Source organism: Flavobacterium flavipallidum (assembly GCF_038289905.1).
GTDB lineage: Bacteria > Bacteroidota > Bacteroidia > Flavobacteriales > Flavobacteriaceae > Flavobacterium > Flavobacterium flavipallidum.
Genome location: NZ_JBBYHU010000018.1, coordinates 20,903 through 45,927, shown reverse-complemented (window position 1 = coordinate 45,927; position 25,025 = coordinate 20,903). Strand labels below are relative to the sequence as shown.

The 25,025-nt window shown below is 32.5% G+C and carries 20 protein-coding genes; 10 read left to right on the top strand and 10 right to left on the bottom strand.

Annotation, left to right across the window (positions count from 1 at the left end):
- Window positions 1–278: 278 nt before the first annotated feature.
- Window positions 279–1,514: a helix-turn-helix domain-containing protein gene (locus AAEO59_RS09985; RefSeq protein ID WP_341700594.1), complete on the top strand. Its 1,236-nt coding sequence runs from the start codon at window positions 279–281 to the stop codon at window positions 1,512–1,514.
- A gap of 111 nt (window positions 1,515–1,625) precedes the next feature.
- Here the strand turns inward: AAEO59_RS09985 and AAEO59_RS09980 are convergent, their stop codons facing one another.
- The 3 genes from AAEO59_RS09980 to AAEO59_RS09970 form a co-directional block, all read right to left on the bottom strand.
- The gene (locus AAEO59_RS09980; protein ID WP_341700593.1) at window positions 1,626–2,432 is read right to left on the bottom strand and encodes an ABC transporter ATP-binding protein; all 807 of its coding nucleotides are present in this window, start codon (window positions 2,430–2,432) and stop codon (window positions 1,626–1,628) included.
- Between the two features lie 91 nt (window positions 2,433–2,523).
- Complete coding sequence (gene ntrB / locus AAEO59_RS09975; protein ID WP_341700592.1) at window positions 2,524–3,411, bottom strand: nitrate ABC transporter permease; 888 nt, start codon at window positions 3,409–3,411, stop codon at window positions 2,524–2,526.
- Window positions 3,412–3,525: 114 nt separating this feature from the next.
- A complete protein-coding gene (locus AAEO59_RS09970) occupies window positions 3,526–4,758 on the bottom strand; it encodes a CmpA/NrtA family ABC transporter substrate-binding protein (RefSeq protein ID WP_341700591.1) in 1,233 nt (410 codons plus the stop codon).
- Window positions 4,759–5,682: 924 nt separating this feature from the next.
- On the opposite strand from AAEO59_RS09970, the gene AAEO59_RS09965 reads away from it, so the two are divergent.
- From AAEO59_RS09965 to AAEO59_RS09955, 3 genes are all read left to right on the top strand, one after another.
- The gene (locus AAEO59_RS09965; RefSeq protein ID WP_341700590.1) at window positions 5,683–9,201 is read left to right on the top strand and encodes a molybdopterin-dependent oxidoreductase; all 3,519 of its coding nucleotides are present in this window, start codon (window positions 5,683–5,685) and stop codon (window positions 9,199–9,201) included.
- A 79-nt stretch (window positions 9,202–9,280) separates the two neighbouring features.
- Complete coding sequence (locus AAEO59_RS09960; RefSeq protein WP_341700589.1) at window positions 9,281–10,726, top strand: rubredoxin; 1,446 nt, start codon at window positions 9,281–9,283, stop codon at window positions 10,724–10,726.
- Window positions 10,727–10,754: 28 nt separating this feature from the next.
- The gene (locus AAEO59_RS09955) at window positions 10,755–11,306 is read left to right on the top strand and encodes an acyl-CoA thioesterase (protein WP_341700588.1); all 552 of its coding nucleotides are present in this window, start codon (window positions 10,755–10,757) and stop codon (window positions 11,304–11,306) included.
- 115 nt (window positions 11,307–11,421) lie between these two features.
- On the opposite strand, the gene AAEO59_RS09950 is transcribed toward AAEO59_RS09955, so the two are convergent.
- Both AAEO59_RS09950 and arsC read right to left on the bottom strand, forming a co-directional pair.
- Window positions 11,422–13,941 carry a TonB-dependent receptor domain-containing protein gene (locus AAEO59_RS09950; RefSeq protein ID WP_341700587.1) on the bottom strand — a complete coding sequence of 840 codons (2,520 nt, stop codon included), beginning with the start codon at window positions 13,939–13,941 and terminating at the stop codon, window positions 11,422–11,424.
- Window positions 13,942–14,021: 80 nt separating this feature from the next.
- Window positions 14,022–14,372 carry an arsenate reductase (glutaredoxin) gene (arsC, locus tag AAEO59_RS09945; protein ID WP_341700586.1) on the bottom strand — a complete coding sequence of 117 codons (351 nt, stop codon included), beginning with the start codon at window positions 14,370–14,372 and terminating at the stop codon, window positions 14,022–14,024.
- Window positions 14,373–14,469: 97 nt separating this feature from the next.
- On the opposite strand from arsC, the gene AAEO59_RS09940 reads away from it, so the two are divergent.
- Window positions 14,470–15,393, top strand: coding sequence for a CPBP family intramembrane glutamic endopeptidase (locus AAEO59_RS09940; protein ID WP_341700585.1), 924 nt, complete (start codon window positions 14,470–14,472; stop codon window positions 15,391–15,393).
- A gap of 3 nt (window positions 15,394–15,396) precedes the next feature.
- Window positions 15,397–16,446: an AMP-binding protein gene (locus AAEO59_RS09935; RefSeq protein ID WP_341700584.1), complete on the top strand. Its 1,050-nt coding sequence runs from the start codon at window positions 15,397–15,399 to the stop codon at window positions 16,444–16,446.
- Window positions 16,447–16,605: 159 nt separating this feature from the next.
- On the opposite strand, the gene AAEO59_RS09930 is transcribed toward AAEO59_RS09935, so the two are convergent.
- The 5 genes from AAEO59_RS09930 to AAEO59_RS09910 all read right to left on the bottom strand — a co-directional run bounded on the left by AAEO59_RS09930 (window position 16,606) and on the right by AAEO59_RS09910 (window position 20,613).
- A complete protein-coding gene (locus AAEO59_RS09930; RefSeq protein ID WP_341700583.1) occupies window positions 16,606–17,304 on the bottom strand; it encodes a Crp/Fnr family transcriptional regulator in 699 nt (232 codons plus the stop codon).
- A gap of 196 nt (window positions 17,305–17,500) precedes the next feature.
- Window positions 17,501–18,052: a DUF1697 domain-containing protein gene (locus AAEO59_RS09925; protein ID WP_341700582.1), complete on the bottom strand. Its 552-nt coding sequence runs from the start codon at window positions 18,050–18,052 to the stop codon at window positions 17,501–17,503.
- A 14-nt stretch (window positions 18,053–18,066) separates the two neighbouring features.
- Window positions 18,067–18,702 carry an HAD family hydrolase gene (locus AAEO59_RS09920; RefSeq protein WP_341700581.1) on the bottom strand — a complete coding sequence of 212 codons (636 nt, stop codon included), beginning with the start codon at window positions 18,700–18,702 and terminating at the stop codon, window positions 18,067–18,069.
- A gap of 18 nt (window positions 18,703–18,720) precedes the next feature.
- Window positions 18,721–19,368 carry an HAD family hydrolase gene (locus AAEO59_RS09915; protein WP_341700580.1) on the bottom strand — a complete coding sequence of 216 codons (648 nt, stop codon included), beginning with the start codon at window positions 19,366–19,368 and terminating at the stop codon, window positions 18,721–18,723.
- 228 nt (window positions 19,369–19,596) lie between these two features.
- Window positions 19,597–20,613, bottom strand: coding sequence for a M28 family peptidase (locus AAEO59_RS09910; RefSeq protein WP_341700579.1), 1,017 nt, complete (start codon window positions 20,611–20,613; stop codon window positions 19,597–19,599).
- A 204-nt stretch (window positions 20,614–20,817) separates the two neighbouring features.
- Between AAEO59_RS09910 and rocD the strand changes: the two genes are divergently transcribed.
- The 4 genes from rocD to AAEO59_RS09890 all read left to right on the top strand — a co-directional run bounded on the left by rocD (window position 20,818) and on the right by AAEO59_RS09890 (window position 25,022).
- Window positions 20,818–22,068: an ornithine--oxo-acid transaminase gene (rocD, locus tag AAEO59_RS09905; RefSeq protein WP_341700578.1), complete on the top strand. Its 1,251-nt coding sequence runs from the start codon at window positions 20,818–20,820 to the stop codon at window positions 22,066–22,068.
- 7 nt (window positions 22,069–22,075) lie between these two features.
- Window positions 22,076–23,038, top strand: a complete 963-nt coding sequence (locus AAEO59_RS09900; RefSeq protein WP_341700577.1) for an arginase — start codon at window positions 22,076–22,078, stop codon at window positions 23,036–23,038.
- Between the two features lie 230 nt (window positions 23,039–23,268).
- A complete protein-coding gene (locus AAEO59_RS09895) occupies window positions 23,269–24,438 on the top strand; it encodes a molybdopterin molybdotransferase MoeA (RefSeq protein WP_341700576.1) in 1,170 nt (389 codons plus the stop codon).
- A gap of 11 nt (window positions 24,439–24,449) precedes the next feature.
- Window positions 24,450–25,022 (top strand): molybdenum cofactor guanylyltransferase, encoded by a 573-nt coding sequence (locus tag AAEO59_RS09890; RefSeq protein WP_341700575.1) that lies wholly within the window; start codon window positions 24,450–24,452, stop codon window positions 25,020–25,022.
- Window positions 25,023–25,025: the final 3 nt, after the last annotated feature.

Genomic DNA, 25,025 nt, shown 5'->3' with positions numbered 1-25,025 from the left:
AATATTAGCCATAAATATTGCTTTTAATCGGTGTTTTGTGCATTTCAACTGATATTTAATTAAAATAGTAATTATTTTTCGGTTTTTAGTAACTAAAAACAACAAAACATATAAAAAAAGAAGCAAAGGATTACAAAAAAACAAGCAAACAATTTATAGTAATATGTAATACATCGATCATTTTATCTTAATTTTGGATAATTTTCAATTATTAGTAGCTTTAAACGTATAATTGTTCTTAACAAAATCATAAATAACATCTGTAAGTAATCTTCAAAATGATTTTAAACACTACATTTATTATTTCCGGAATTATTGGATTTATTATTAGTGCAATCCTATTTATCAATAAGAAATCAAATCATGTAATGAATATTTACATGATATTATTAATCGCATTAAATTCTTTTCGTTTTTTTACCTACGGAATTATCAATTTAATTTCGAATAAGGATGTATTAACATTATATGCTAAATATTCTAACTTAAGCACACTAATTATCCCTTTGGCATACTTGTATTTTGAAAAATTAGGATACAAAAAATCATTTGAAAAAAAGGATTTATTTCATTTCGTTTTTCCTACGGTATATTTTCTGATAACTTTTGAAATATATGAATTTATTATACCTAATTACACGGTAAAACTTTGTCTTTATATCGTTTTTATGATTTACCTAACTACTTATTGTTATATAAGTTACAAAGTTTTACAAAAAACAATCTGGAATAAAAAGAGAGAAAATAAACTATCAAAAAATCAATATAAAAAAGTTTACAACTGGACCTTATTTTTATTTATTGCTCTCGTATTAGCTTCCATTCGCCTCATTTTGTCATTATTTATAGAATTTACACAAAATGAACAATCTAAAGGTTTTTCATACCAATGGATAACTGCTGTTATTTGGATTGTAATACTAATTAAAATACTAGTTAGCCCAGAAATCCTCTATGGTTACAAAATATTAAATGAAAAGGTATTGGAAGATCGAAATTCTAAATTAACTTTTGAAACTATCTGGAAATTATATCCGGTATCCGAAATTAAAAACGCACAACATCTTGTATTAAAAGATAAAATAAATCAAAACCTTCAAAACTATTTTGAAATAATTGAAAAAAATTCGCTGGATTCTAACTTATTTAGAGATGCAACCTTAACACTTAATGACTTTGCTACCAAAATAAACATACCAAAAAGTCATTTGTCTTATGTATTCAAATACCACTCAACAATTTCTTTTTCTGAGTATAAAAAAACGATCCGTATCCTTGATGCCGTCAAATTAATTGACAGCGGTTATCTTAAAAACAATACTATGGATTCACTTTCTAAGAAAATTGGATTCACCTCCTACAATCCTTTTTTTACAAGTTTCAAAGAAATAACTGGGCAAGCTCCTGTTGAATATATCAATTCTATCAAAGATTTGAATAAACCACTAAATCAACACCCCGCTTCAAATAGTAAGAATCAGGTTGTTGATCTAGAATTTTCAAACCTTAATTAATCAATTACTCATTTATAATCTATATTTTAATACTAATTATATTTGATTAAAACGAAAAATCCCTATCGTACGACTACGATAGGGATTTAAAAACAAACAAAACAAATTAAACTAATTTTTATATTTCATACCCATATCTTCGATAGAGAAATGATCTGTTAGTAAGTGTAACAATTTATCTCTTAAATCGATGTATTCTGGCATTTTTACAATTTCGATTTTGTTTCTTGGTCTTGGCAAATGCACCTCAACAATTTCTTTAATCGTTGAAGACGGACCATTATTCAAAACGATAATTCTATCCGATAAGAACAAAGCTTCTTCGATATCGTGCGTAATCATTACGATTGTTTTTTCACGATTATCAAGATTCCATAATTTCAATACTTCTAATTGCATTGAACCTTTAGTCAAAGCATCCAAAGCTCCAAAAGGCTCATCCATTAATAAAACACCCGGATTAATTGCAAATGCACGGGCAATAGCAACCCTTTGCTTCATACCACCTGAAAGTTGTCCTGGTAATTTATCTTTATGTTCGTATAAATTAACCATTTTAAGGTTTTTCTCAACGATTGCATTTTTTTCAGCTGTAGTACCTTCAACAACCGAATCGACTACCTGAAAGATGTTTTGATATACTGTTAACCAAGGTAAAAGAGAGTAGTTTTGAAAAACAATTCCTCTATCTGGACCTGGTCCTTTAATGTTTTGATTATTCAATACTACTGAACCTGCTGAAGGTGTTAACATTCCTGCAATTGCATTTAAGATTGTTGATTTCCCACAACCAGAGTGTCCAATAATTGATATGATTTCGCCTTTTTTAATAGATAAATTAATATCTCTCACAGCTGTATATTTTCCTTTTGGTGTTGGAAATGAAATTTCCAAATCTTTTATTTCTAAATAACTCATGATGTTTGATTTTTAGGTTTTTGACAATTCTTTTTAGATCTTCAATTGCTGTTTTCTTAAAAACATTACAACTTTAAATCACTGTCTTTAATTACGCTTTGTAAGCTACTTTGTTTTCTATGTATGTGAATAATTTATCAAAAAGCAAACCTACCACACCAATAATGATAATTGCTGAGATTACTTTTTCAAGACTTAAGGCATTCCAGCTGTCCCATACAAAAAATCCAATTCCGGCTCCTCCTGACAACATTTCACCCGCTACGATTACCAACCAGGCCACACTAATACTTAAGCGTAAACCGGTAATGATATGAGGTAAACTAAAAGGAATTAAAATTTTAGTCAGGTATCTCATTTTAGAAAAACCAAATGCTTTGGCTACATTTTTATGATCCTGAGGTAAAGATGCTATACCAAAAGATGTATTAATTAATGTTGACCATAAAGAGGTAATAAACACAATAAAAATTGTTGCTAATCCTGTGTCTTTGAATACAACTAACCCAATTGGGAACCATGCTAATGGCGAAACTGGTTTTAAAAGTTGTACGATAGGATAAAAAATTTGTTTACAAATTGTACTTGCTCCCATCAAAATTCCCAACGGAATAGCTACTAATGAACCTAAAAAGAAACCTAATAATACCGTTTTAATGGAATTAAATAATTGCAGTCCGATTCCTTTATCGTTTGGACCATAATCATAAAATGGGTCACTAATCATTTCATATAAAACTGTCAATGTAGCTATAGGAGTTGGTAAAGCACCTTCGGTTAGGCTGCTTACTAATTCCCATACTCCTCCAAATATAACCAATCCTAATGCTGCCAAAAGAACTGATTTAGATTTTGTTACGAGTTTTTCAGTCAATAAACTTAATTTCTCGTTTTTACTTTCTTCGCTTTGAGAAGTTGCTACAGAAGCAACTTTAACTTCCTCAAGAGCATCAATTGTTAATGTTTCTCTTTCTGCCATGATCCAATCTTTTTTAGTTTAACTTTTTGTAATGTTTTGTTTCTATTGTTTTTGTTTAATTTTGAGGCAATTTTTTAAAATCCCTCCCACTTGGAGAGGGATTCTTAATTACTTTTATCTTTTTACAACTTTAAGATAAGCTGCTGGATTAGCAGGATTGAAAATCGTTTTGTCAATTGTAATTGAAAATGGTTTCATATCATCAACTGGTACTTTTACTTTCATACTTGCAGCTACTTCTTTGTATAAATCCTGTAGAATTAATTTATCTGCAATTGCTTTGTAATTTGGAGCTTCTTTTAAATATCCGAATCTTACAAACTGTGCCATTGCCCAAATTGCATAAGATTTACGAGGAAAGTTTACCGTTCCTCCTTTATGAAAAACCATTTGGTCTCCTTTGTAAATTTTTTGTCCTAGTTTACATCCTAAGTTGTATTCACCATTCAATCTGTCTTGGATAACATCATTATTAGCATTTACATAAGCTGGTTTACCAATGATATCAGCAGTCTTCTTACGATTTGCAGGAACATCTAACCATTTACAAGCTTCCATAATCGCTTTCATTACTTTTTTAAGATCTTCTCTTCTTTTTGCACTGAAATCTTTATTTACAACCAAAGCTTTCTCCGGGTGATCTTTCCAGATATCCTGACTAGCAATTTGTGTAAATCCAACTCCCTGCATAGCAGCAACTCCTCCCCATGGCTCTCCAACGCAGAATCCGTCCATGTTACCTACTTTCATATTAGCAACCATTTGTGGAGGTGGAATAGTGATAATTTTTGAAGTTTTTTGATTTACACCTGCCGCAGCTAACCAGTTGCGCAACCATAAATCGTGAGTACCTCCAGGGAAAGTCATTGCAAAAGTTACTTCTTTCTCTGCTTTCAACTTAGCTGCTACTACTGGAGCAACTTTAGCCATTTCTTTGAAACCAACTTTTCCACAAAAATCATTTGATAAAGAGATTGCTTGCCCATTTGAATTAAGCATCATTGCAATTTTCATTTCTGACCCTGCTTTTCCTCCCACTCCTGTGTAAACTGAAAATGGCATTGAATACAAACAGTGTGCTCCATCTAATTCTCCTGTTAAGATTTTATCTCTAACATTGGCCCAAGAAGACTCTTTTGTAACTATTACTTCTACACCATATTTTTTAAACAAACCTAATTCCTTAGCCATTACAATAGGTGAACAATCCGTAAGAGGAATAAATCCTAATTTAACCGGCTCACCTTGTGCGCTAGTTTTAATTGACGTTAATGAAACTATTGTCACCAATCCTGCTAGCATCAATCTTGAAAAAAGTTTTGCTATTTTTTGAGTTGTTTTTTTCATTTTACTTATTTTAATTATTTAAACTTATTATTCTATTTTTATTAAAAGCTTGTTTTTTTTCTGATTAGAAATCCCAATTTTAAGAAGTTGAATTTTGCTGTTTTGATTTCATAAACTTCATGTTATTTATTGTTTTATGTTTTGTATGAAGCAAATTTACGTAAGTATATCTACGTAAAAACCACTTAAAAACCAACAAGAAACAGCTTTTTATTACAAGTATTTAGTGTATAAAAACTTCTTAAAAACTTGCTAAAACGCAATAAAACAACACAAACCCTTATAAAACGCAAGATTACAACACATTTCATACGTAGTAAAAAGAACTTAGTAACTAATTCTACTAAGAAAAAAAGAGATTTATTATAAAAAACAGAATTAAAAAGCTTCGATTTTATTAAATAAACTAAATAGTAAATGAAGAGATATACTATCATAAATAATAGGTTTATTTACAAAGAATAGATAAGATAAAAAGAATCACCTACATAGATTTTGAAGTTCTTTAAATAACGTTTTAAAACATCAATTAAAAATCTGACTCTATAATTTAAAAGATTCCAAAAACTACCCACCTCAATTATAATAAGGACATCCAAAGAATTTACCAAATAAAAGCGGAATTACCTCTGACAACATATAAAACAATACTATTTTGTTCATTTATGTTATTAGTTATCTGTTTTCATAGGTAAATTCAAAAATTTCGTTCTTATCTAAATGTTATTTTTTTTAAATAATCATCGTTTTTTTAACAAAAAAAAAGATTAAAAGCATTATTTTAGATTTCTATTATTTTTTTGGCAAACTTGAAAAATAAATCAAATAAATACGTATTTATACTTAATTAATACGTATTTTTACATTTTAAACACAAACTAATAAGTTTAATAAAGAGTTCGCCATTAAAAACACATAAGGATAATGCAAAATTCAGAAATCAAAACTACGTGTTCATATTGTGGAGTGGGATGTGGAATCATCGTTAGTAAAGATTCCAGTAATGGAGTTACGGTAAAAGGAGACATTGACCATCCTGTAAACAGAGGAATGCTTTGTTCTAAAGGAATGAACCTTCATTATGTTGCCAATGACACATCTGACAGGATTCTTTCTCCTGAAATGCGCTGGAGTAAATCACATCCTATGGGGCGTGTTAGTTGGGACGAGGGTTTAGATCGTGCTGCTGCCGTATTTTCTTCAATAATAAAAAAACATGGGCCTGACAGTGTGGGCTTCTATATATCCGGACAATGTTTAACAGAAGAATATTATCTGGTAAACAAACTGGTAAAAGGTTTTCTAAAAACTAACAATATAGACACTAATTCCCGTCTTTGCATGAGTTCAGCAGTGGCAGGTTACAAAAAAACTTTTGGAGAAGATGCTGTTCCTATTGCTTATGAAGACATTGAATTAGCCGATACTTTTTTAATTACCGGAGCTAATCCAGCCTGGTGCCACCCTATTCTCTTTAGACGTTTAGAACAACACCGCGAGAAAAACCCAAATATAAAAGTAATTGTAATTGATCCACGTAAAACAGATACGGCGCTATCAGCCGATTTACATTTACAAATTTTACCAGGAAGCGACATCATTTTATATCACGCTTTAGCCAAAAGAATTATTGAAAAAGGTTATGCCGATATTGACTTTGTCAAAAAACATACTGAAAACTTTGAGTCTTACAAAGAATTAGTATTATCAACTTCTTTGGAAAAAGCGACTCAATTGTGTGGTATTAGCATTAAAGAAATTGATTTAGCTGCCGATTTAATTGGGAAAGCTCAAGGTTTCCTCAGTCTCTGGGCAATGGGATTAAATCAAAGCGCTGTGGGAGTTGATAAAAACACTGCACTTCTTAATATTTCACTGCTTACAGGTCATGTAGGTAAACCGGGTTCCGGACCTTTTTCATTAACCGGTCAGCCTAATGCTATGGGTGGTCGAGAAGTAGGCGGAATGGCAAATTTGTTAGCCGTTCACAGAGAATTAGCTAATCCGGAACACCGTCAGGAAGTAGCTGATTTTTGGGGAGTAGATTCCATTTCAGAAAAACCCGGACTAACAGCTACCGAAATGTTTGAAGCATTGGAATCAGGTAAAATGAAAGCCGTATGGATTATTTGTACCAATCCAATGGTAAGTTTGCCTAATTCAAGACAAGCTGAAAGAGCTTTAAAAAATGCCAAATTTGTGGTTGTTCAGGAAATATCACATAATGCGGATACGGCTAAATTTGCCGACTTATTACTTCCTGCTGCAGGATGGTTAGAAAAGGAAGGTACAATGACCAATTCTGAAAGACGAATTTCATACCTGCCTAAAGGAATAAATGCGCCGGGAGAAGCGCTTCCAGATTTTGAAATCCTTACCCGTTTTGCTAAAAAAATGGGGTTTTCTGGTTTTGATTTCAATACACCAGAAGAAGTTTATAAGGAATACACCCAAATGACTAAGAACACTAATATCGATGTTTCTTACCTTAATTACAACCGATTAAAACACGAAGGAACTTTCCAGTGGCCAGTTTCTGATTATGGACACCCAGGAACTCCCCGCCTTTTTACCGATAGAAAATTCTATACTCCTTCACAAAAAGCAATTTTCAATTTACCAACTACAATTGAAAATACTTCGGTGGAACCAGATGATAAATATCCACTTATACTAACCACTGGTCGTATCAGAGACCAATGGCATACCATGACCAAAACAGGAAAAGTATCCCGATTATTATCACACATACCGAATCCTTTATTAGAAATCAATCCAATTGATGCTTTCAAATCAGGTATCGAAAACGGCGATGTAGTAGTTATTAGTAGCCGAAACGGAGACGTTCGCGTAAAGGCAAATATTACAGATACCATCAAAGAAGGCGTTGTATTCTTACCCATGCACTGGGGAAAACAATTAGAAAATGACTTAAACAGAACCAACAACCTTACCAATACCTTGGTTGACCCTGTTTCTAAAGAACCTGATTTTAAATATACTGCCGTAGCGGTAAAAAAATACGAAAAACCATTTCAAAAAATAGCAATTGTAGGTGCTGGAGCGGCTTCGTTCCGATTTATACAAAATTACAGAGAACTCAATTCAACTGATGAAATTGTAGTTTTCTCTAATGAAGCCAATCCATTTTACAACCGTGTACTTTTACCTGAATATGTTACCAATGAACTATCATGGGAAAACCTATTAAAAATCCGAACGGATGACGGCTTAAGTAAACTTAATATCAAATTAAAACCTTCTGTTAGTATTGACAACATTGACACCGTTAATAAAACAATCACTGACAGTCGTGGTGAAACGCATATTTTTGATCGTTTGATTCTGGCCACAGGTAGTCGTCCATTTATTCCTGAAAATGCTCAGTTACATTTACCAGGACGTTTTACCATGCGTAGAAAAGAAGATGCTGACCGATTGAAAAACTATTTGGACCAAACTAATTTGGCACCAGAAAACCAACACGTAGTAATTGTAGGTGGTGGTTTGCTTGGGTTAGAATTAGCGGCTGCTTTAAAACATAAAAAAGTAAAAATCACCGTTATTCAACGAGCTTCCCGTTTAATGGAGCGTCAATTGGATCGTATTTCCTGTAAGTTATTAGCTGAGGAAGTTCAGTTGAGAGACATTCAAATTTATTTTGATAATGAAGTAAGTACCGTTTTTGAATCGAATAATCCAAACGAACTGGAAATTGCACTAAAAAGTGGTAGAATATTAACTGCCAATGCTATTGTGTACGCAATTGGAACTGTTCCAAATATTGAAATTGCTAAAGAAGCAGGTATTGCTTGTGGTCGTGGCGTAAAAGTAAATCAGTATTTACAATCTTCAAATCCAGATGTATTTGCTATTGGAGAAATTGCCGAATTTAATGGAAAATTATTCGGGATTACTTCTGCAGCCGAAGAACAAGCTGATATTTTAGCCAACTATTTTGCAGGTGATATCAGCAGTTATTACAAAGGTTCTATATTGATGAACATTTTAAAATTAGAAGACATTAATCTTTGTAGTATTGGTGAAGTAACTATTCCAGAGAACGATGATAGTTACGAAGAAATTATTTTCTCTGATTTGAAAAAACGATACTACAAGAAATGTATTGTAAAAGACGATTTACTGGTTGGAGCCATTTTGATGGGTGACAAAAACGAATTTGCCGAATTCAAAACGATGATTGAAAGCAAAATTGAATTGTCAGACAAACGAAACCAATTACTACGCGGAAGTAATGCGAATGCTAAGCCGGTCGTAGGTAAACTAGTTTGCTCCTGCAGTCAGGTAGGAAGTGGAAATATTGAAGAAGCAATCAAAGCCGGAACTACTAATTTTACTGAATTATGTAAATCAACCGGAGCCGGACTAGGATGCGGAAGTTGTAAAACCGAAGTAAAAGAGATTTTAGCTAAATGCAAATGAGTAACTAGTGATCAGTAAATAGTAATTAGATTAAAACTAATCACTTTTCACTACTCACTTTTCACTAAAAAGAAACAACATGGAATTAACACGATTAATAGTAAAAGGAGGCGTTCTTTCGCCAGGCGAGTTAAAAAACATTGTCAACCTAAGTTTGGAACAAGGTTTGAAAAACATTTCTTTTGGTTCCAGACAAGATATTATTTTCCCTAATGGTTTCAAATATTCAGAAGCTGAAAACAATGGAAAACTACATATCGTTTATCCAAATGAACAAAGCGGAAACAACATTGTTTCTTCTTATGTTTCTACGGATATTTTTAGAAATACACCTTGGCTTACCGGTAATAAATTCCTGTATATCTTAGAACAATTCAAAGAACAACCTGTTCTAAAAGTTAATATCACCGACCCAAAACAACAATTAGTTCCATTATTTACCGGACATATCAACTTTATTGCTTCAGAACATGAAGATTATTGGTACTTATATATCCGTTTACCTAAGTGGCAGCGCATGGAAGTATATCCTGTATTGATTTACAGCTGGGATATTGCCAAAATTTATTATGAAATAGAACGTATTGTTAGCGAAGAAGCTATTGGAATTGACATGATTTTCAATTTGGTTAGCGAAAATATAGATTCAAATAACCGAACTATCGATAAAGCTTTAAATATTCCTTTTTATCCATTTCCATATTATGAGGGAATGAACCGTTTAGGTATCGATCAATACTGGTTAGGATTGTATTGGAGAAACAACCTTTATGATTTAGAATTTTTAAAGGAAATGTGTGATTTGTGTTTTGATTGTAAAATCGGAAAAATATGTATCACTCCCTGGAAATCTTTTATTATCAAAGGAATTCCGAAGGACCGAAAACTGGATTGGGAAAAATTCCTTGGAAAAAAAGGGATCAATGTGCGTCATTCCTTACTGGAACTTAACTGGCATTTGCCGGTAGCTACAGATTGGTCTTTGAATCTAAAAACATTCTTAGTAAGAACATTAGATCAATTTGACATTAGTACTTACGGATTAACTTTTGGAATTTCCGATTACAATCGAGAAGGGCATTATTTTACCTCTATTGTAATTGAAAAAAATATGCTGCCAAAAGATTTAGAATCAATTAAAATCAGAGACACCTATAATGTCTTGTATGCGAAACATTTTGACCCAAATACCAGAGAATACATTGTTCATACACAAGATATCGACAAACTGGAATTGCCAAGTATTTTAATCGAATTAAGCAAAAAATACTTTAATGAATTAGGAAATGTCACAACTGTAGAAAATAATGCAACAACTGCTGCAACCAAAAAAGAACATCAGGAACACGAAATATATCAATGTTCAGAATGCTTGACTATTTACAATCCTGAATTTGGTGATGCGGTACAAGGAATTAAAAAAGGAGTCCTGTTTGAAGATCTTCCTGCTGACTATTGCTGTTCATTATGCGAAGCACCAAAATCAGATTTTGTACTTTTGGCTACTGAAAAACAAGATCTTTAAATCAAAATTATCTAAAAAAATACTTTTTATGAGTCTCGAATACAAAACTGTTGATTCTTCAAAAATAACGATATCCGAATTAATGTTGCCTTCGCATACTAATTTTAGCGGAAAAATTCACGGGGGCTATATTTTATCTTTAATGGACCAAATTGCCTTTGCCTGTGGTTCTAAATTTTCCGGAAATTATTGTGTAACAGCATCGGTAGATACTGTAAACTTCCTGAAACCGGTTGAAGTAGGCGAACTGCTAACTATGAAAGCAAGCGTGAATTATGTAGGAAACAGTTCTATGATTATTGGTATTCGTGTTGAGGCCGAAAACATTCAATCTGGAATAATTAAACACTGTAATTCTTCTTATTTCACTATGGTTGCCAAAGATAAGGAAGGAAAAAACACCCCTGTTCCAGGTTTAATCCTTACTACCTTGAAAGAAGTAAGTCGTTTTCAAAATGCATTAAGACAAATTGCTTTGAAAAAAGAAAAAGAATATCAAAAAACAATCGCCACTTTTGGTTCTATTGAGAACATTTTAAAATCGAATGAATACAAAGTAAGAGTTGACTTTGAAAAATAAGAATTGGAATAAATTCGACCGTTTTTTAAAACGGCCGAATCTATAAACAACTTCTAAAAACGCGAAAAGCACAGTGTAATACTGTGCTTTTTGTATTTAGTACTTATCTCAATTATTAGCCAGGAAAATCACCGCCTCCTTCTCCGCCACCGTCTCCGTTGTTTTTTGGCATATTTTTATCCTTATCCGTTTTCTTCATATTCAAACGATAGGTAAATGACAGATTAATTTGTCTTCTTCTCCATTGAAATTCACTATAAGACATTACACTAGTTAAGTTAGTCTCATTTATCATTTTTCTGGAATTAAACAAATCACTTACATTTAATGCTAAAGTCGCTTTATCTTTTAAAATGTCTTTGCTAAAAGCCATATTTATAACATAATTCCCCAAGCTCTTTCCTTGTGCTGTATTTTTAGGACCAAAATACATTCCGGTTAATTGCCAGTCAATTTTTGCAGGAAGTGTTAAACGAGAATTCAACCTTGAAAACCATGAAAAAGCTTCGTTATTAAGATCTTGAATTTTATCAACAGATTGATTGTTTTCTAATATAGTGTATTTGTATTCACCACTTGTTTTAACATTTGAGAAGTTAAAACTACTGTTTATTTTCCATTTTTTAAACGGTGTATAATTCAAGGTAAATTCAAAACCAAATTGTTGTTCCTTAGCTAAATTGATTGGTTTACTTAAAACTACAGGATTGTTCCCAACATATTCTCCTGTTTCAGTTCTTACAAAAGAGAAAACGTCATTAGTATTTTCAAAAAACATCGAAGTACTAAAAGTAACTTTATCCCATTTTTTCAAATAACCAACATCAAATTTATCTGTCAACGAAGGATTTAAATCTGGATTTCCTCTAAATAAATTAATATTACTGGAGTAATTTGTTGCCGGATTTAAAAAACGACCTCTTGGTCTGGTTAAACGCTTACTGTAACTTAAAGAAAGACTGCTTTCATCAGACAACTCATAAGTTAAGAACGCACTAGGAAAGAAATAGCTGTATTTTTTAGTATTATAATCAATACTTGGCTCTTCTAATGAATTAACTTCGATATGAGTATCTTCCCAGCGTAATCCTAATAAATAAGAGAATTTATTGATTTTAGATCCATATTGAGAATATACTGCATTGATTCGTTCTCTATATTCTAAGGTATTAGATAAACTGTCCTTTCTAACACCATTGTCGAAAACACCATTTACAAAAGTTCCATCTACAAAAACATCATAAGGATTTCTTAAGTTGTTAAAATTTCCTTTGTATCCTGCTTCAAATTGACTTCCATTTTCAAAAGGCAATACATAATCGGTTTGTGCTTGAAACTGATATTGTTTTTGATTATTAGTGGTGTAGTCATATGTTTTATCATTTATATTTTCTACAAAATAGTTTGTAATAAGTGAATTATCAGCATCTTTATTAGTAGTATATGAAATATCAGCAGTCCATTTGTGTCCTTTATCATTAAAGTTTTTTATGAAATTTGAAGTTAATTCTAAATCTTTACCTATATCATTCCCTACACCTTTACGGTAACGCGTAGATAAATATTCCCGATTTTGATCATAAGAAAGGAATTGCACATGATCTTCATTAGTTCCGCTATTGTCACGATAACTAATAGCATTCGTCCAAAAAGTATTTGGAGTTATAGTCCATTCTACTCCTGTTTTTGTAGAAATTCCTTTTCTAAGACGCTCCGTGTTTTTGTCCTCATTTGTATAACCACTAATGTCTTTGTTAGTATCTAACAAAGTAGAATGCGTTAAACCTCTTCCTTCACTAGTTCTATAATCATATCCGGTTGAAGTGAAAAAGTTTAATTTTTCGGTTTTGTAATTTAAGTTAGCGCTTAAACCATAAGTTTCAGGAATTCCTGTTGAGACTATAAAACTTCCGTTAAAGCCCTGATTTTTTCCTTTTTTCAGTACAATATTTAAGATTCCGGCTCCTCCTTCGGCATCATAACGGGCTGAAGGGTTAGTTATTACTTCTACTTTATCAATAGCATCAGCAGGAATTTGACGTAAAGCATCGGCCATATTCAAAGAATTCGAAGGACGACCATCGATAAAAATACGTACGTTTTCGTTGCCTCGTAAACTCACATTTCCTTCCACATCTACTGTTACTGAAGGAACATTTTCAAGTACATCACTTACCGTTCCTCCTTTAACAATCATATCCTGACCTACATTGTACACTTTCTTATCTAATTTTATTTCAACTGTCGATTTTTCGGCACGAACCACCACTTCATTCAATTGAGCGGCATCTTCAGAAAGGGCAATAACACCTAAATCGATATTTTTTTCAAGACTACGCTGATTGAACTCTATAGATTTAAAAGAAATAAATTCGATTTTAATATTGTAAATCCCGGGAGCAACCTCAATTGTGAATCCCCCTTTAGCATTAGTAATTCCTCCGGTAATCATTTTAGGATTCTTAGTATCTGTAATCGTAACAGTCGCATATTCAAGAGGTTGTTTGGTCGCTTTTTCAATTACAGTACCTGAAATTTTAACCTTATCCTTAATTGGATCTATTGATTTGGCAAAATTGATCAGGCTGGTAAAAAGTAAGCAAAGGCTTAAAAAGATTCTTAATGTTTGTCGCATTTTTATATTTTTTGTTTTTTCTTTTGAATTAAAAAACCGGATTTGGTTTAAAATCAATTTATTAAATAAATGTTAAAAGCCTATTTCGATTTAAAGAAGGCTTCAATCTTATCCATTTCACGGGCTATTATTGCTTCATTATCTTTGACTATTATAGGTCTTTCAATCAAAATAGGATGAGTAATCATCGCCTCAATAATGGCATCATCGTTCATTTCCAGATTTTTGTAATTTTCAGTCCAAATTTTTTCTTTTTGACGCACCAATCCTAAAGGCTTGATATTTAACTTATTTAACAAATTAATAAGTTCTTCCTTAGTTGGAACTTCTTCTAAATATTTAACGATTGTATAATCCTGATTAGTATTTTCTAAAAAAGCCAAGCAATTTCTTGATTTCCCACAACGTGGATTATGATATACTTTAATCATGCGTTCTATTCTTTAAGTTTAAAATAAAAAGGGTATTTTCGAAGAAACAAAAATAGCTTTTGAAAGTTTAATAGTACTACTTTAATCCATAAAATGTATGTTTATAAAACAAGCCATTCGAAAACAGAATAAATTTTGGAAATATTTATTGGGCTCGGCCGTAATAATTACCATGTCTTTTATAGGACAAATCCCGTTAGTCATTACCGTTTTAGTCAAAACGGCTTTAACAGGAGAAAATTATCCCATGACGAACGAAGGTGTTATGCATTTTCTTGATTCCAACCTAACCTTTTTCTTAATTCTCCTTTCCTTTGTTTTTGCTTTTGCCGGAATTTATTTTGTTGTGAATTATATGCACAAACAAACAATGCTTTCGCTTACGACTTCCAGAAAAAAAATCGATTGGAACAGAATCTGGTTTTCTTTTGGACTTTGGGCTATCATCTCCATAGTTTCTGTTCTGGTTTATGTCTTTTTAAATCCCGAATTGTATGTATTCAATTTCAAACCTATTCCCTTTACTATATTATTTGTCATTGCTGTCCTTTTAATCCCCATTCAAACAAGTACAGAAGAATATGTTTTTAGAGGTTATTTGATGCAGGGGTTTGCAAATTTGGCACAAAACAGATGGTTTCCTTTAGTAATGACTTCGTTAATTTTTGGCGGAATGCATCTATTTAATCCCGAAGTAGCTAAAATTGGGAACATCATTTTTGTCTATTACATAGGGACAGGATTGTTTTTAGGAATCATAACTCTTATGGACGATGGAATGGAATTAGCCTTAGGTTTTCATGCCGCAAATAATCTCATCGGGGCTTTATTGGTTACTTCAGATTGGTCAGCTTTTCAAACAAATTCAATTTTTAAAGATCTTTCTGTACCTAACGCAGGATTTGACATTATTATGCCGGTTGTCTTGATTTACCCTGTGCTTTTACTTATCTTTAGTAGAAAATACCAATGGAAAAATTGGAAAGAAAAATTAACTGGAACGATAGATTCAAAGCATTAATTCATGAAAAGAGTTACTTACAAGAACATTCATAATTATTTTAAATACAACGGAGAACATCTGGATAGTCACGGATTGCGCATAGCTGCATATTACCTAATTAAAGAAGGAGAAGACTATGAAAAGGCAATTGGTAAATTTTTATTAGACTGGTTTGATGATAACTGGTTTATCGATTTACAAACTTCAGGAACTACCGGAACTCCTAAAATCATTCGAAAAAGCAAACAAGCATTAGTAAATTCAGCTTTAGCTACGGGAGATTTTTTTGAATTAAAACCGGGCGATACTGCTTTGTGTTGTCTGCCGGTTCAATTTATTGCGGGCAAAATGATGCTCGTAAGAAGTTTTATTCTTGGATTAGCCATTGATATTGTTCCGCCTAGCGCAAATCCTTTGGCAAATTTGACTAAAGAATACGATTTTGTGGCTATGGTTCCTATGCAGGTTCAAAATTCTTTAGACGAATTACATAAAGTAAAAAAACTCATTATTGGTGGAGCCAAAATGGAGAGCAGCTTAGAGCAAAAACTCTTAGGTATAAAAACGAAAGTATATGAAACCTACGGAATGACCGAAACCATTACGCATATTGCTGCCAAAAAAATTGGAAAACAAGCTTTTTCAATTTTACCTAATGTACATATTTCTCAAGATGAAAAAGAATGTTTAGTCATTGACGCACCATTAGTTAGTGATGAACGTTTGTTTACTAATGATTTGGTTCAAATTATTAATGAACAGGAATTTATGCTTTTAGGCCGTATTGATAATGTGGTCAATAGCGGAGGCGTAAAACTTATTCCTGAAAAAATTGAAGAAAAATTGAGTGATCATATCTCTTCCCGTTTTTTTGTTGGAGGAATTGCTGATGCCCTTTTAGGCGAAAAATTAGTCTTAGTTGTCGAAGGCGAAAAACAGGAAATAGATGAGGCTATTTTTAACGCATTGGATAAATACGAAAAACCGAAAGCTTACTTTTTTGTCCCAGAATTTGAATCTACTGAAAGCGGAAAAATAAAACGAAAAGCTATTTTGAAGACTTTAGAGTAGTATTTATTTGTCTCCAAATCGAATTTAACTATGCACTTTTTCAGTACATTCCTCTTTGGCTTCTAAAAAATGTTCACACCGCAAATTCGCAAATTTTAAAATATTAGTTATTGAAATAATTTGCGAATTTGGGGTATTATTTTTCAGTACAACACTGATTTATTTATGCTCTATAATTTCGGCGTTTAATTTTTCAACCTGAAGTAAACCAATTTTTTTGTTTACAATTTTAATAACACCTTCTCTTTTTAAACTGGAAAGAATTCGGGTTACTTGTTCATCGGTAGTACCGGCAAAATCTGCAATTTCTTTTCTGGAAAGATTGATATTAAGCAAATTATTAGTGTGTCCAAATTTTTTCTGCAAATACAACAGTATATCGATTACTCTTTCACGAACATTCATTTGGGCAATTTTCTTAACTCTGTTCTCGCTTTTATTCAATTCTTCGGCATAAAACAACATCATATCATAAGTGAATTCAGGAATTGTTTTTAGAATCGAATGCATCACATCATTACTAAAATTACACAAAACAGTATCCTCAATAGCTGATGCCGCAATTAAATAACGATTGCTGGTTCCAAATCCTCTAAAACCAATCGTTTCTCCATCATTACTCAGACGAACAATTTGTTCTCTTCCGTAAATTCCGGTTTTTAAAACCTTTACTTTTCCTTTATAAATAAAATACAATCCCTGAATTGGAGCTCCTTCAATCATAAATTGCTGGCCCTTTTTACAGGTATAGTTCGTTTTTTCTAACATGTAATCCTGCATCTTTTCCAAATGCACATGTTTCTTTATAAAACAATTGCTATTGATGCAACTGGTACAATCGGTATTAATTCCTCTCATTTGTTTTTGGATTAAGCGATGAGTAGAACTCAAGTTTACAAAACAAATGTAACTAAAAAATAAGTATTAATACTTATTTAAATTCACCAAATTACTTAGTTAGTGTTGTTTTTATGGAATTAGAAATAGGAATACAACTTTTTGTTATAATCTTATTTTTGGAACCAAATTTATAGTAAGTTGATAATGCTAAATTTTAAAATTCCTGCTCTTCGTACATTTTCAACAAATGTATTACTGTATTCCAGTTGCGAATTGTAGCGGTTAAATTGAGCTTTTTTTCAATGTATTTTTGATCTAATCGAGTTTTTCCGGCCGAAACTGCATATTTAATAAAGATTCTGTTTTTATCAATATGCACTTCATCAGGTTTTACTGCACTCATTTTAAGATCATGAATTCTGTCTTTGTGTAATTCCATTGAAACAAAAGCCACATAGAGTTTTTTAGTATCCACATCAGCGGCTTTCAAAAAAGGATTGTTTTCCTGACAGGCAATTAAGTGTTCTTTATTAATCACTACAACAGGAACATCATGACCAAAGGTTTTGAAAATTTCCTGTTTGATTTTGAACCCCACTGCTGCCGGATTTTCTTCTTCACAGCTCACAAAAACATTTCCAGTTTGAATATATGTCGTTACATTAGTGAATCCCATATTTTCAAGCATTTTTTGCAAGGCATCCATTTTCATCATATTATGTCCAGAAACGTTGATACCGCGAAGTAAAGCCAGATGTGTCGTCATTGTAGTTTTAATATTTATTGCAAAAGTAAATCAAGTTGAGCCATATCATCAAATAAAGGAATGTTCATTTGCTGTAAAGCTTCCAAATTAGTATGATTGCTGAAACCGAAAACATCAAAACCTCCGGCTAAAGCGGCCTGAACTCCGGCTGGACTGTCCTCGATAATAACACAGTCGGCAACTTCAAATCCCATGGTTTTAGCTGCATGCAGATACAATTCAGGATTGGGTTTCCAACTGTTAATATCGTAAGCACTAAAGATATTCCCGTTGAATTTATCAATCAGTTTCGTGGTGGTTAAATTAAGCCTAATTTTATCAGCAGGACCATTCGAAGCTACGCCAATTGGAACATTAATTTTGGATAATAATTCATGTATTCCTTTTATAGGTTGCAGTTCATTTTTAAAAGATTCAAAAGTGCGTCTTCTGAATTCTTCTTCAAAATCAACCGGTAATTTTTTATTGGCTAATTCAGCAATATATTCGAAACAAAATTCCAATGACTTTCCTAAAAAGAGTTGATGCGCATAATTTTCATCAATAATGGCGCCATGCGTTGCTGCCATATTCACTAAGGTTCCTATAGAAATTGCTTCGCTATCCACCAGTACGCCATCGCAATCAAAAATGATGCATTTGTATTTCATTTTTTTAGTATTCTAAAATTACAAAAGTTCTATTAACTCTAATGGATGACTGATAATTGATTGAGCGCCTTCGGCAACTAATTCTTCTTTTGGTCTATAGCCCCAAAGCACTCCTACGGCATGCATATTAGCATTTTTAGCCGTTTGCATATCAATACCTGAATCACCTACGTAGAGAAATTCTTCGGGTGAAACCCCAAATTCATTACTGATTTCAATTGCTGCTAAAGGATTTGGTTTCTTAGTTGCTTCACTTTTTAAACCTAAAACAATGTCGAAATAATCCGAGAATAATGTAAGTCCAATTTTTTTAGTCAATTCATCTGCTTTATTAGATAAAATGGCAAGTTTAATGTTCTTAGATTTTAATGCATCCAACAATTCCACAATTCCGTCATAAGCAAATGTTTTATTGGTACAATTCTCGCGATACGTTGTCATCATTGCTTGAAAAGTACTTTCGATAGAAGCTTCGTCTTTGTGGGTCTCAGGAAGCGCTTTAGTAACTAGATTTCTTAGTCCACTGCCTATAAAATTATTAACAACTTCATAACTGTGAGTAGGAAAATTGCGTTCCTCAAGAACTTTATTGATTGAATCGGCGATATCTATAAGTGAGTTGACCAAGGTGCCGTCAAGGTCAAATAATACGGCTTTAAATTTCATTTTTTATGTAGTATCAATGTAACGTAATAATAGTAACCGCAAAGTTCGCTAAGTTTTCCACAAAGTTCAAAATAAAAAATGTTACACACAGATTTCACTAATTAACACAAAGTTGAATGCAGTCAAACTTTAATTACACAAATTTTTTCTGCCTTTGGCAGATTCGTGTAATTATAACTAAAAAGCATTTCGTGTTAATTAGTGTAATTCTTGTGGAAACATAACGTCTTATTTTTTATCAACAACAATTCTATTTTCTCTATTAGCTAATTCCCAGGCGATGTTAAAAGCAAGTTGGGTTCTTTTTGCTAAAGCATCATATTCAATTTTGTCCGGAGTATCTGTTTTTCGATGATAATCAGCATGGGTTCCGTTAAAAATAAAAACAGATGGAACTCCTAATACTGCAAAATTGTAGTGATCAGAACGACGATAAAAATTATTAGGATCATTTAATGCATTGAATTTGTAATCTAAATCTAAGTGAACATAATTATCATTAACAGTTCTACAAATTTTATCTAATTCACTTGAAAGTCTGTCCGCTCCAATCAAATAAACATAATTATTCGAATTACTATGCGCTTCATCACGGCGTCCTATCATATCTATATTAATATCGGCAACTGTATTTTTTATTGGAAACAAAGGATTTTCGGTATAATAGCGAGAACCATGTAAACCATGTTCTTCACCCGTTACATGAAGAATCAAAACAGAACGTTTGGGTCCATGCCCTTCTTTTTTGGCCAACTGAAAAGCTTCAGCAATTTCGAGTAAAGCAACCGTTCCGGAACCATCGTCATCAGCACCGTTGAAAATCGCATTATTTTTTACTCCCACATGATCGTAATGTGCCGAAACCACAATTATTTCATTCGGTTTTTCAGAACCTTCTATGAATGCCCAAATGTTTTCAGAATCTGATAAATTTTCATTTTTTCTTGCATTTAAAAAAGCTGCCGGAATTGGTTGGTAATAATTTTGAGCTCCTTTAGGAAATGGGATTTTGTTTTTTTGATATTGACTTATAAGGTATTTCCCTGCCCTTTTTTGCCCTACTGATCCCGTTTCTCTCCCTTCCATTGAGTCACTGGCTACAATATAAAGATGCGTTTTTAACTCCTCAGCAGTTATGGAGTTAGTATATTTTACGGGACTAATTATCTTTTGAGAAGTAATCTCTTTAGTACCCTGACAGGAAGCTAAACAGCTGTAGGCAAGAAGGAATATAATTTTTTTCATGTAGTGCAATATCGTAATTGTTTGAGGTATATCTACAAATATCTGAAAATTAATCCAATAAAAGTGTATAAACCTGAACTTGAAAAAACTTCTTTTTTTTACTCCACTACCTACTTTTATTACCTTAACAACTCTTAGTTTGAGGTTTTGACAGCCCATAAAATATACGTAATTTTGTAATATTAGAGTAATAACATAACAATCATGGAACAAACACAGCAAATACTATCTTCTAAATCAGAATCATTAATAAATAAAGAAAATAATTATGGCGCTCATAATTACCATCCCTTACCGGTAGTTCTGGAAAAAGGTGAAGGAGTATTTGTTTGGGATGTTGATGGTAAAAAATATTATGATTTTTTATCGGCTTACTCAGCAGTAAATCAAGGACATTGTCATCCTAAAATTGTTGGGGCAATGATCGAACAAGCACAAAAACTAACTTTAACTTCAAGAGCTTTTTATAATGACCAATTAGGCGTTTATGAAGAATATGTAACGAAGTATTTTGGTTTTGATAAAGTATTACCCATGAATACTGGTGCTGAGGCTGTAGAAACTGCATTGAAATTATGTAGAAAATGGGCATATGAAGTAAAGAAAATTCATGAGAATCAAGCGCAGATTATTGTTTGTGAGAATAATTTTCATGGTAGAACGACTACTATTATTTCTTTTTCCAATGACGAAACGGCTCGCAAAAGTTTTGGTCCTTTTACTGAAGGTTTTATCAAAATAGAATACGATAATCTGGATGCTTTAGAAAAAGTATTGGAATCCTCTAAAAATATTGCAGGTTTTCTGGTAGAACCTATTCAGGGTGAAGCAGGAGTTTATGTGCCTAGTGAAGGTTATTTGGCGAAAGCCAAAGCATTATGCGAAAAACACAATGTATTGTTCATAGCTGATGAAGTGCAAACCGGAATTGCGCGTACAGGAAAATTATTAGCGGTGCAACATGAAAATGTGCAACCTGATATTCTTATTTTAGGAAAAGCTTTGTCGGGAGGTGTATATCCTGTTTCGGCTGTTCTAGCCAATAATGCCATTATGAATGTAATTAAACCGGGACAACACGGTTCTACTTTTGGAGGAAATCCTGTTGCAGCTGCGGTAGCTATTGCTGCACTTGAAGTTATAAATGAAGAAAAATTAGCCGAAAATGCGGAACGTTTAGGTGTCATTTTAAGAGACGGATTGAATGCTATTGCTTCAAAAAATCCTTTAATTTCGTTAGTACGAGGAAAAGGATTATTGAACGCCATTGTAATTGATTGTGAGGAAGAATCTGATTTGGCTTGGGAAATTTGTTTAAAATTCAGGGATTATGGTTTGCTGGCCAAACCTACTCATGGAAACAAAATTCGTTTAGCTCCGCCTTTAGTAATTACTGAAGCACAAATTAAAGATTGTCTATCTATTATCGAAAAAGCATTAAACGATTTTAAATAATATTTTTATGGATCGCCTTGTAAAATTAATCAAGAATCGTTCAGATATTGGTGGAGGAACCCGTGGTTCAGATTTAGGGATTGACGCCTTAGAAGTTGCGGCAATAAATCGCGGTAGTGATTATTTCAATCAATACACTTTTGAAGATGTCAAAACACATAACGAAACCATTTACGATAAGACGCAAAATACATTTGCCAAAAGAATTGAGTTTGTATTAGAACAATGTTCAAGGGTATCACACACCGTAAAACGTGCTTTGGAAGCCCATTTTTTTCCAATTGTACTATCAGGAGATCATTCCTCTGCATTAGGAACTATTAGCGGTATTAAAGCCATGTATCCGGATAAGACCCTAGGAGTAATCTGGATAGATGCACATGCTGATATACATTCACCATATACTTCTCCATCAGGTAATATTCATGGAATGCCTTTAGCAGCTGCTTTAGGTTTTGATAATTTAAAATATCAAATCAATGATGTTATTCCAGAAACCCAACAACATTGGGTCGAAATGAAAAGTATTGGTATTGAAGAACCAAAAATAGATCATGAACATTTGATTTATTTTGGTGTTCGCGATACCGAAGAAGCCGAAGATCATCTCATTTCTGATTTAGGAATTAAGAATTTTAAAGTAGAAGAAGTTCGTTTCAAAGGATTGGAAAATTGTGTTGAAAGAGCATTGGCACAATTAATACATTGTGACATGATTTATGTTTCTTTTGATGTTGATTCTATGGATTGTGATTTAGTTTCTAATGGAACCGGAACTCCAGTCTCTAAAGGTTTTGATCAATATGAAATTATTGCTGTTATTAACCAAATTATAGCTTCACGTAAAGTGGTTTGTATCGAAATTTGTGAAATTAATCCGCTTTTAGATACTAAAGGAAACAAAATGGCTGAAGCTGCTTTTGAAGTTTTAGAGCAAATTACATCCTCTTTAATTATACCTTTTGAGTAATCTTTTAGAAATGATTATTAGACAAATTGACTCTTCTACCCCACTTAAAAACTTTTGACTTTAAGAATATGTAACAAAAAACAAATTAATATTTGTTTTTTCGCAATAAATGGTTTTTTAATTCTTTTTATTGCATTTCGATTCCTAAAACCACTATTTTATAACATTAGAAACTAAAATTACGTATATTTGCATAAGTATTTATACTTAGATATTAAAAATCTATTTTTATGATTCAAGTAGCTGAAGCTTTAAATATAATAGCAGAGAATAGCTGTAAAATGCCAATTGCGAAAATCAAAGTGAGTAAATCACTAGGATATGTTTTGGCAGAAGCAATATATTCTCCTATCAATATGCCTCCTTTTCGTCAGTCGGCGATGGATGGATATGCTTTTACACACAGCAACTTGAACCAATTTGAAGTAATAAATACTTCGCAGGCCGGAGATTTTTTGGATGAAAAAATCGAAAAAAATCAGGCGGTTCGCATTTTTACCGGTGCTTTTGTTCCGGATGATACAGACACTGTGGTGATGCAGGAGCATACAACAAGAACAGAAAATGTACTTCAAATTGAAAAAATGCCTGCGCCTTGTGCTAATATTCGTGAAAAAGGAGAACAAATTAAAAAAGGCGAATTAGTCTTTGATGCAAATACTGTGATTACTCCGGCTGCTATTGGTTTTTTAGCCTGTTTAGGAATTACAAAGATCAAAGTGTACCAAAAGCCGAAAGTAGCTATACTAGTTACCGGAAATGAATTAGTGCCTGCCGGAAAGAAATTACCCAAAGGAAAGATTTACGAGAGTAATTCGCTAATGATAGAAGCTGCTTTACAAACCATCGGGATTAAAAAACCGTCTATTTTTAAGGTAAAAGACAGTTTAAAAAAAACCATCCAAGCAGTAGAAAGTTGTTTGGCTCATTTTGATGTAGTGTTAATTTCAGGCGGGATTTCGGTAGGTGATTATGATTATGTCAAAGAAGCCTTGTTGAAAAACGGAGTGACTGAGTTGTTTTATAAGATCAATCAAAAACCTGGAAAACCTTTGTTTTTTGGAACACAAGAAAATAAAATCGTCTTTGCTTTACCGGGAAATCCGGCTTCTTCACTGACTTGTTTTTATGTATATGCTTTTCCTGCCTTGAAAAAAATGATGGGATTTGAAGCAATACATTTGCCGGAAATGAAGAAAAAAATCAATAGCGATTTTAAAAATACATCAGGGAAAACACTTTTTTTGAAAGCATTTTATGACGATGAAAAAGTAACTGTTTTAGAGAGTCAAAGTTCGGCAATGTTGAATACTTTTGCAGTTGCTAATGGTTTGATTGTTGTACCTCATGATGTTACAAATATCAAAATTAATGAGGAAGTGGTAGTTTTGCCTTTTTAAATTGAAAGAAAATGGAAAAAGTAGCCGTATCAATTCTTTGTGGAGGCAAAAGCAGCCGAATGCAATCAGAGAAAGGATTGGTGCTTTTTCAGGGAAAAGCTTTTATCGAGCATATCATTGAAGCGGCTTTACCCATTAGTAATAAGATACAATTAGTGACTAATACATCAGCTTATGATTATTTGTCCTATGAGAAAATAAATGATATTGAATTAAATAAAGGGCCAATAGGCGGCATTTATTCGGCATTGGTTCATTCAGAAAATGAAATTAATTTGATATTAAGTTGTGACATTCCTTTAATTTCAACAGAAATTTTATTGGAATTAATTGCAAAACATACAACGGATTTTGAGGTTTCTGTTTTTTCAAATGCCAATAAAATCCACCCTTTGATAGGAATTTATTCTAAGAAGATGATTCCGATTTTGAAAAAGGCTATAGATGATAATGATTTAAAAATGATGCGCTTATTAAACAAAGTGAATCATCAAATAATTGAAGTGGAAGAGGAAAAAAGCAAGCAATTTAGAAATGTGAATTCGCTTGCTGAATTAAATGAATTGAATACCAATTTATACTGAAGA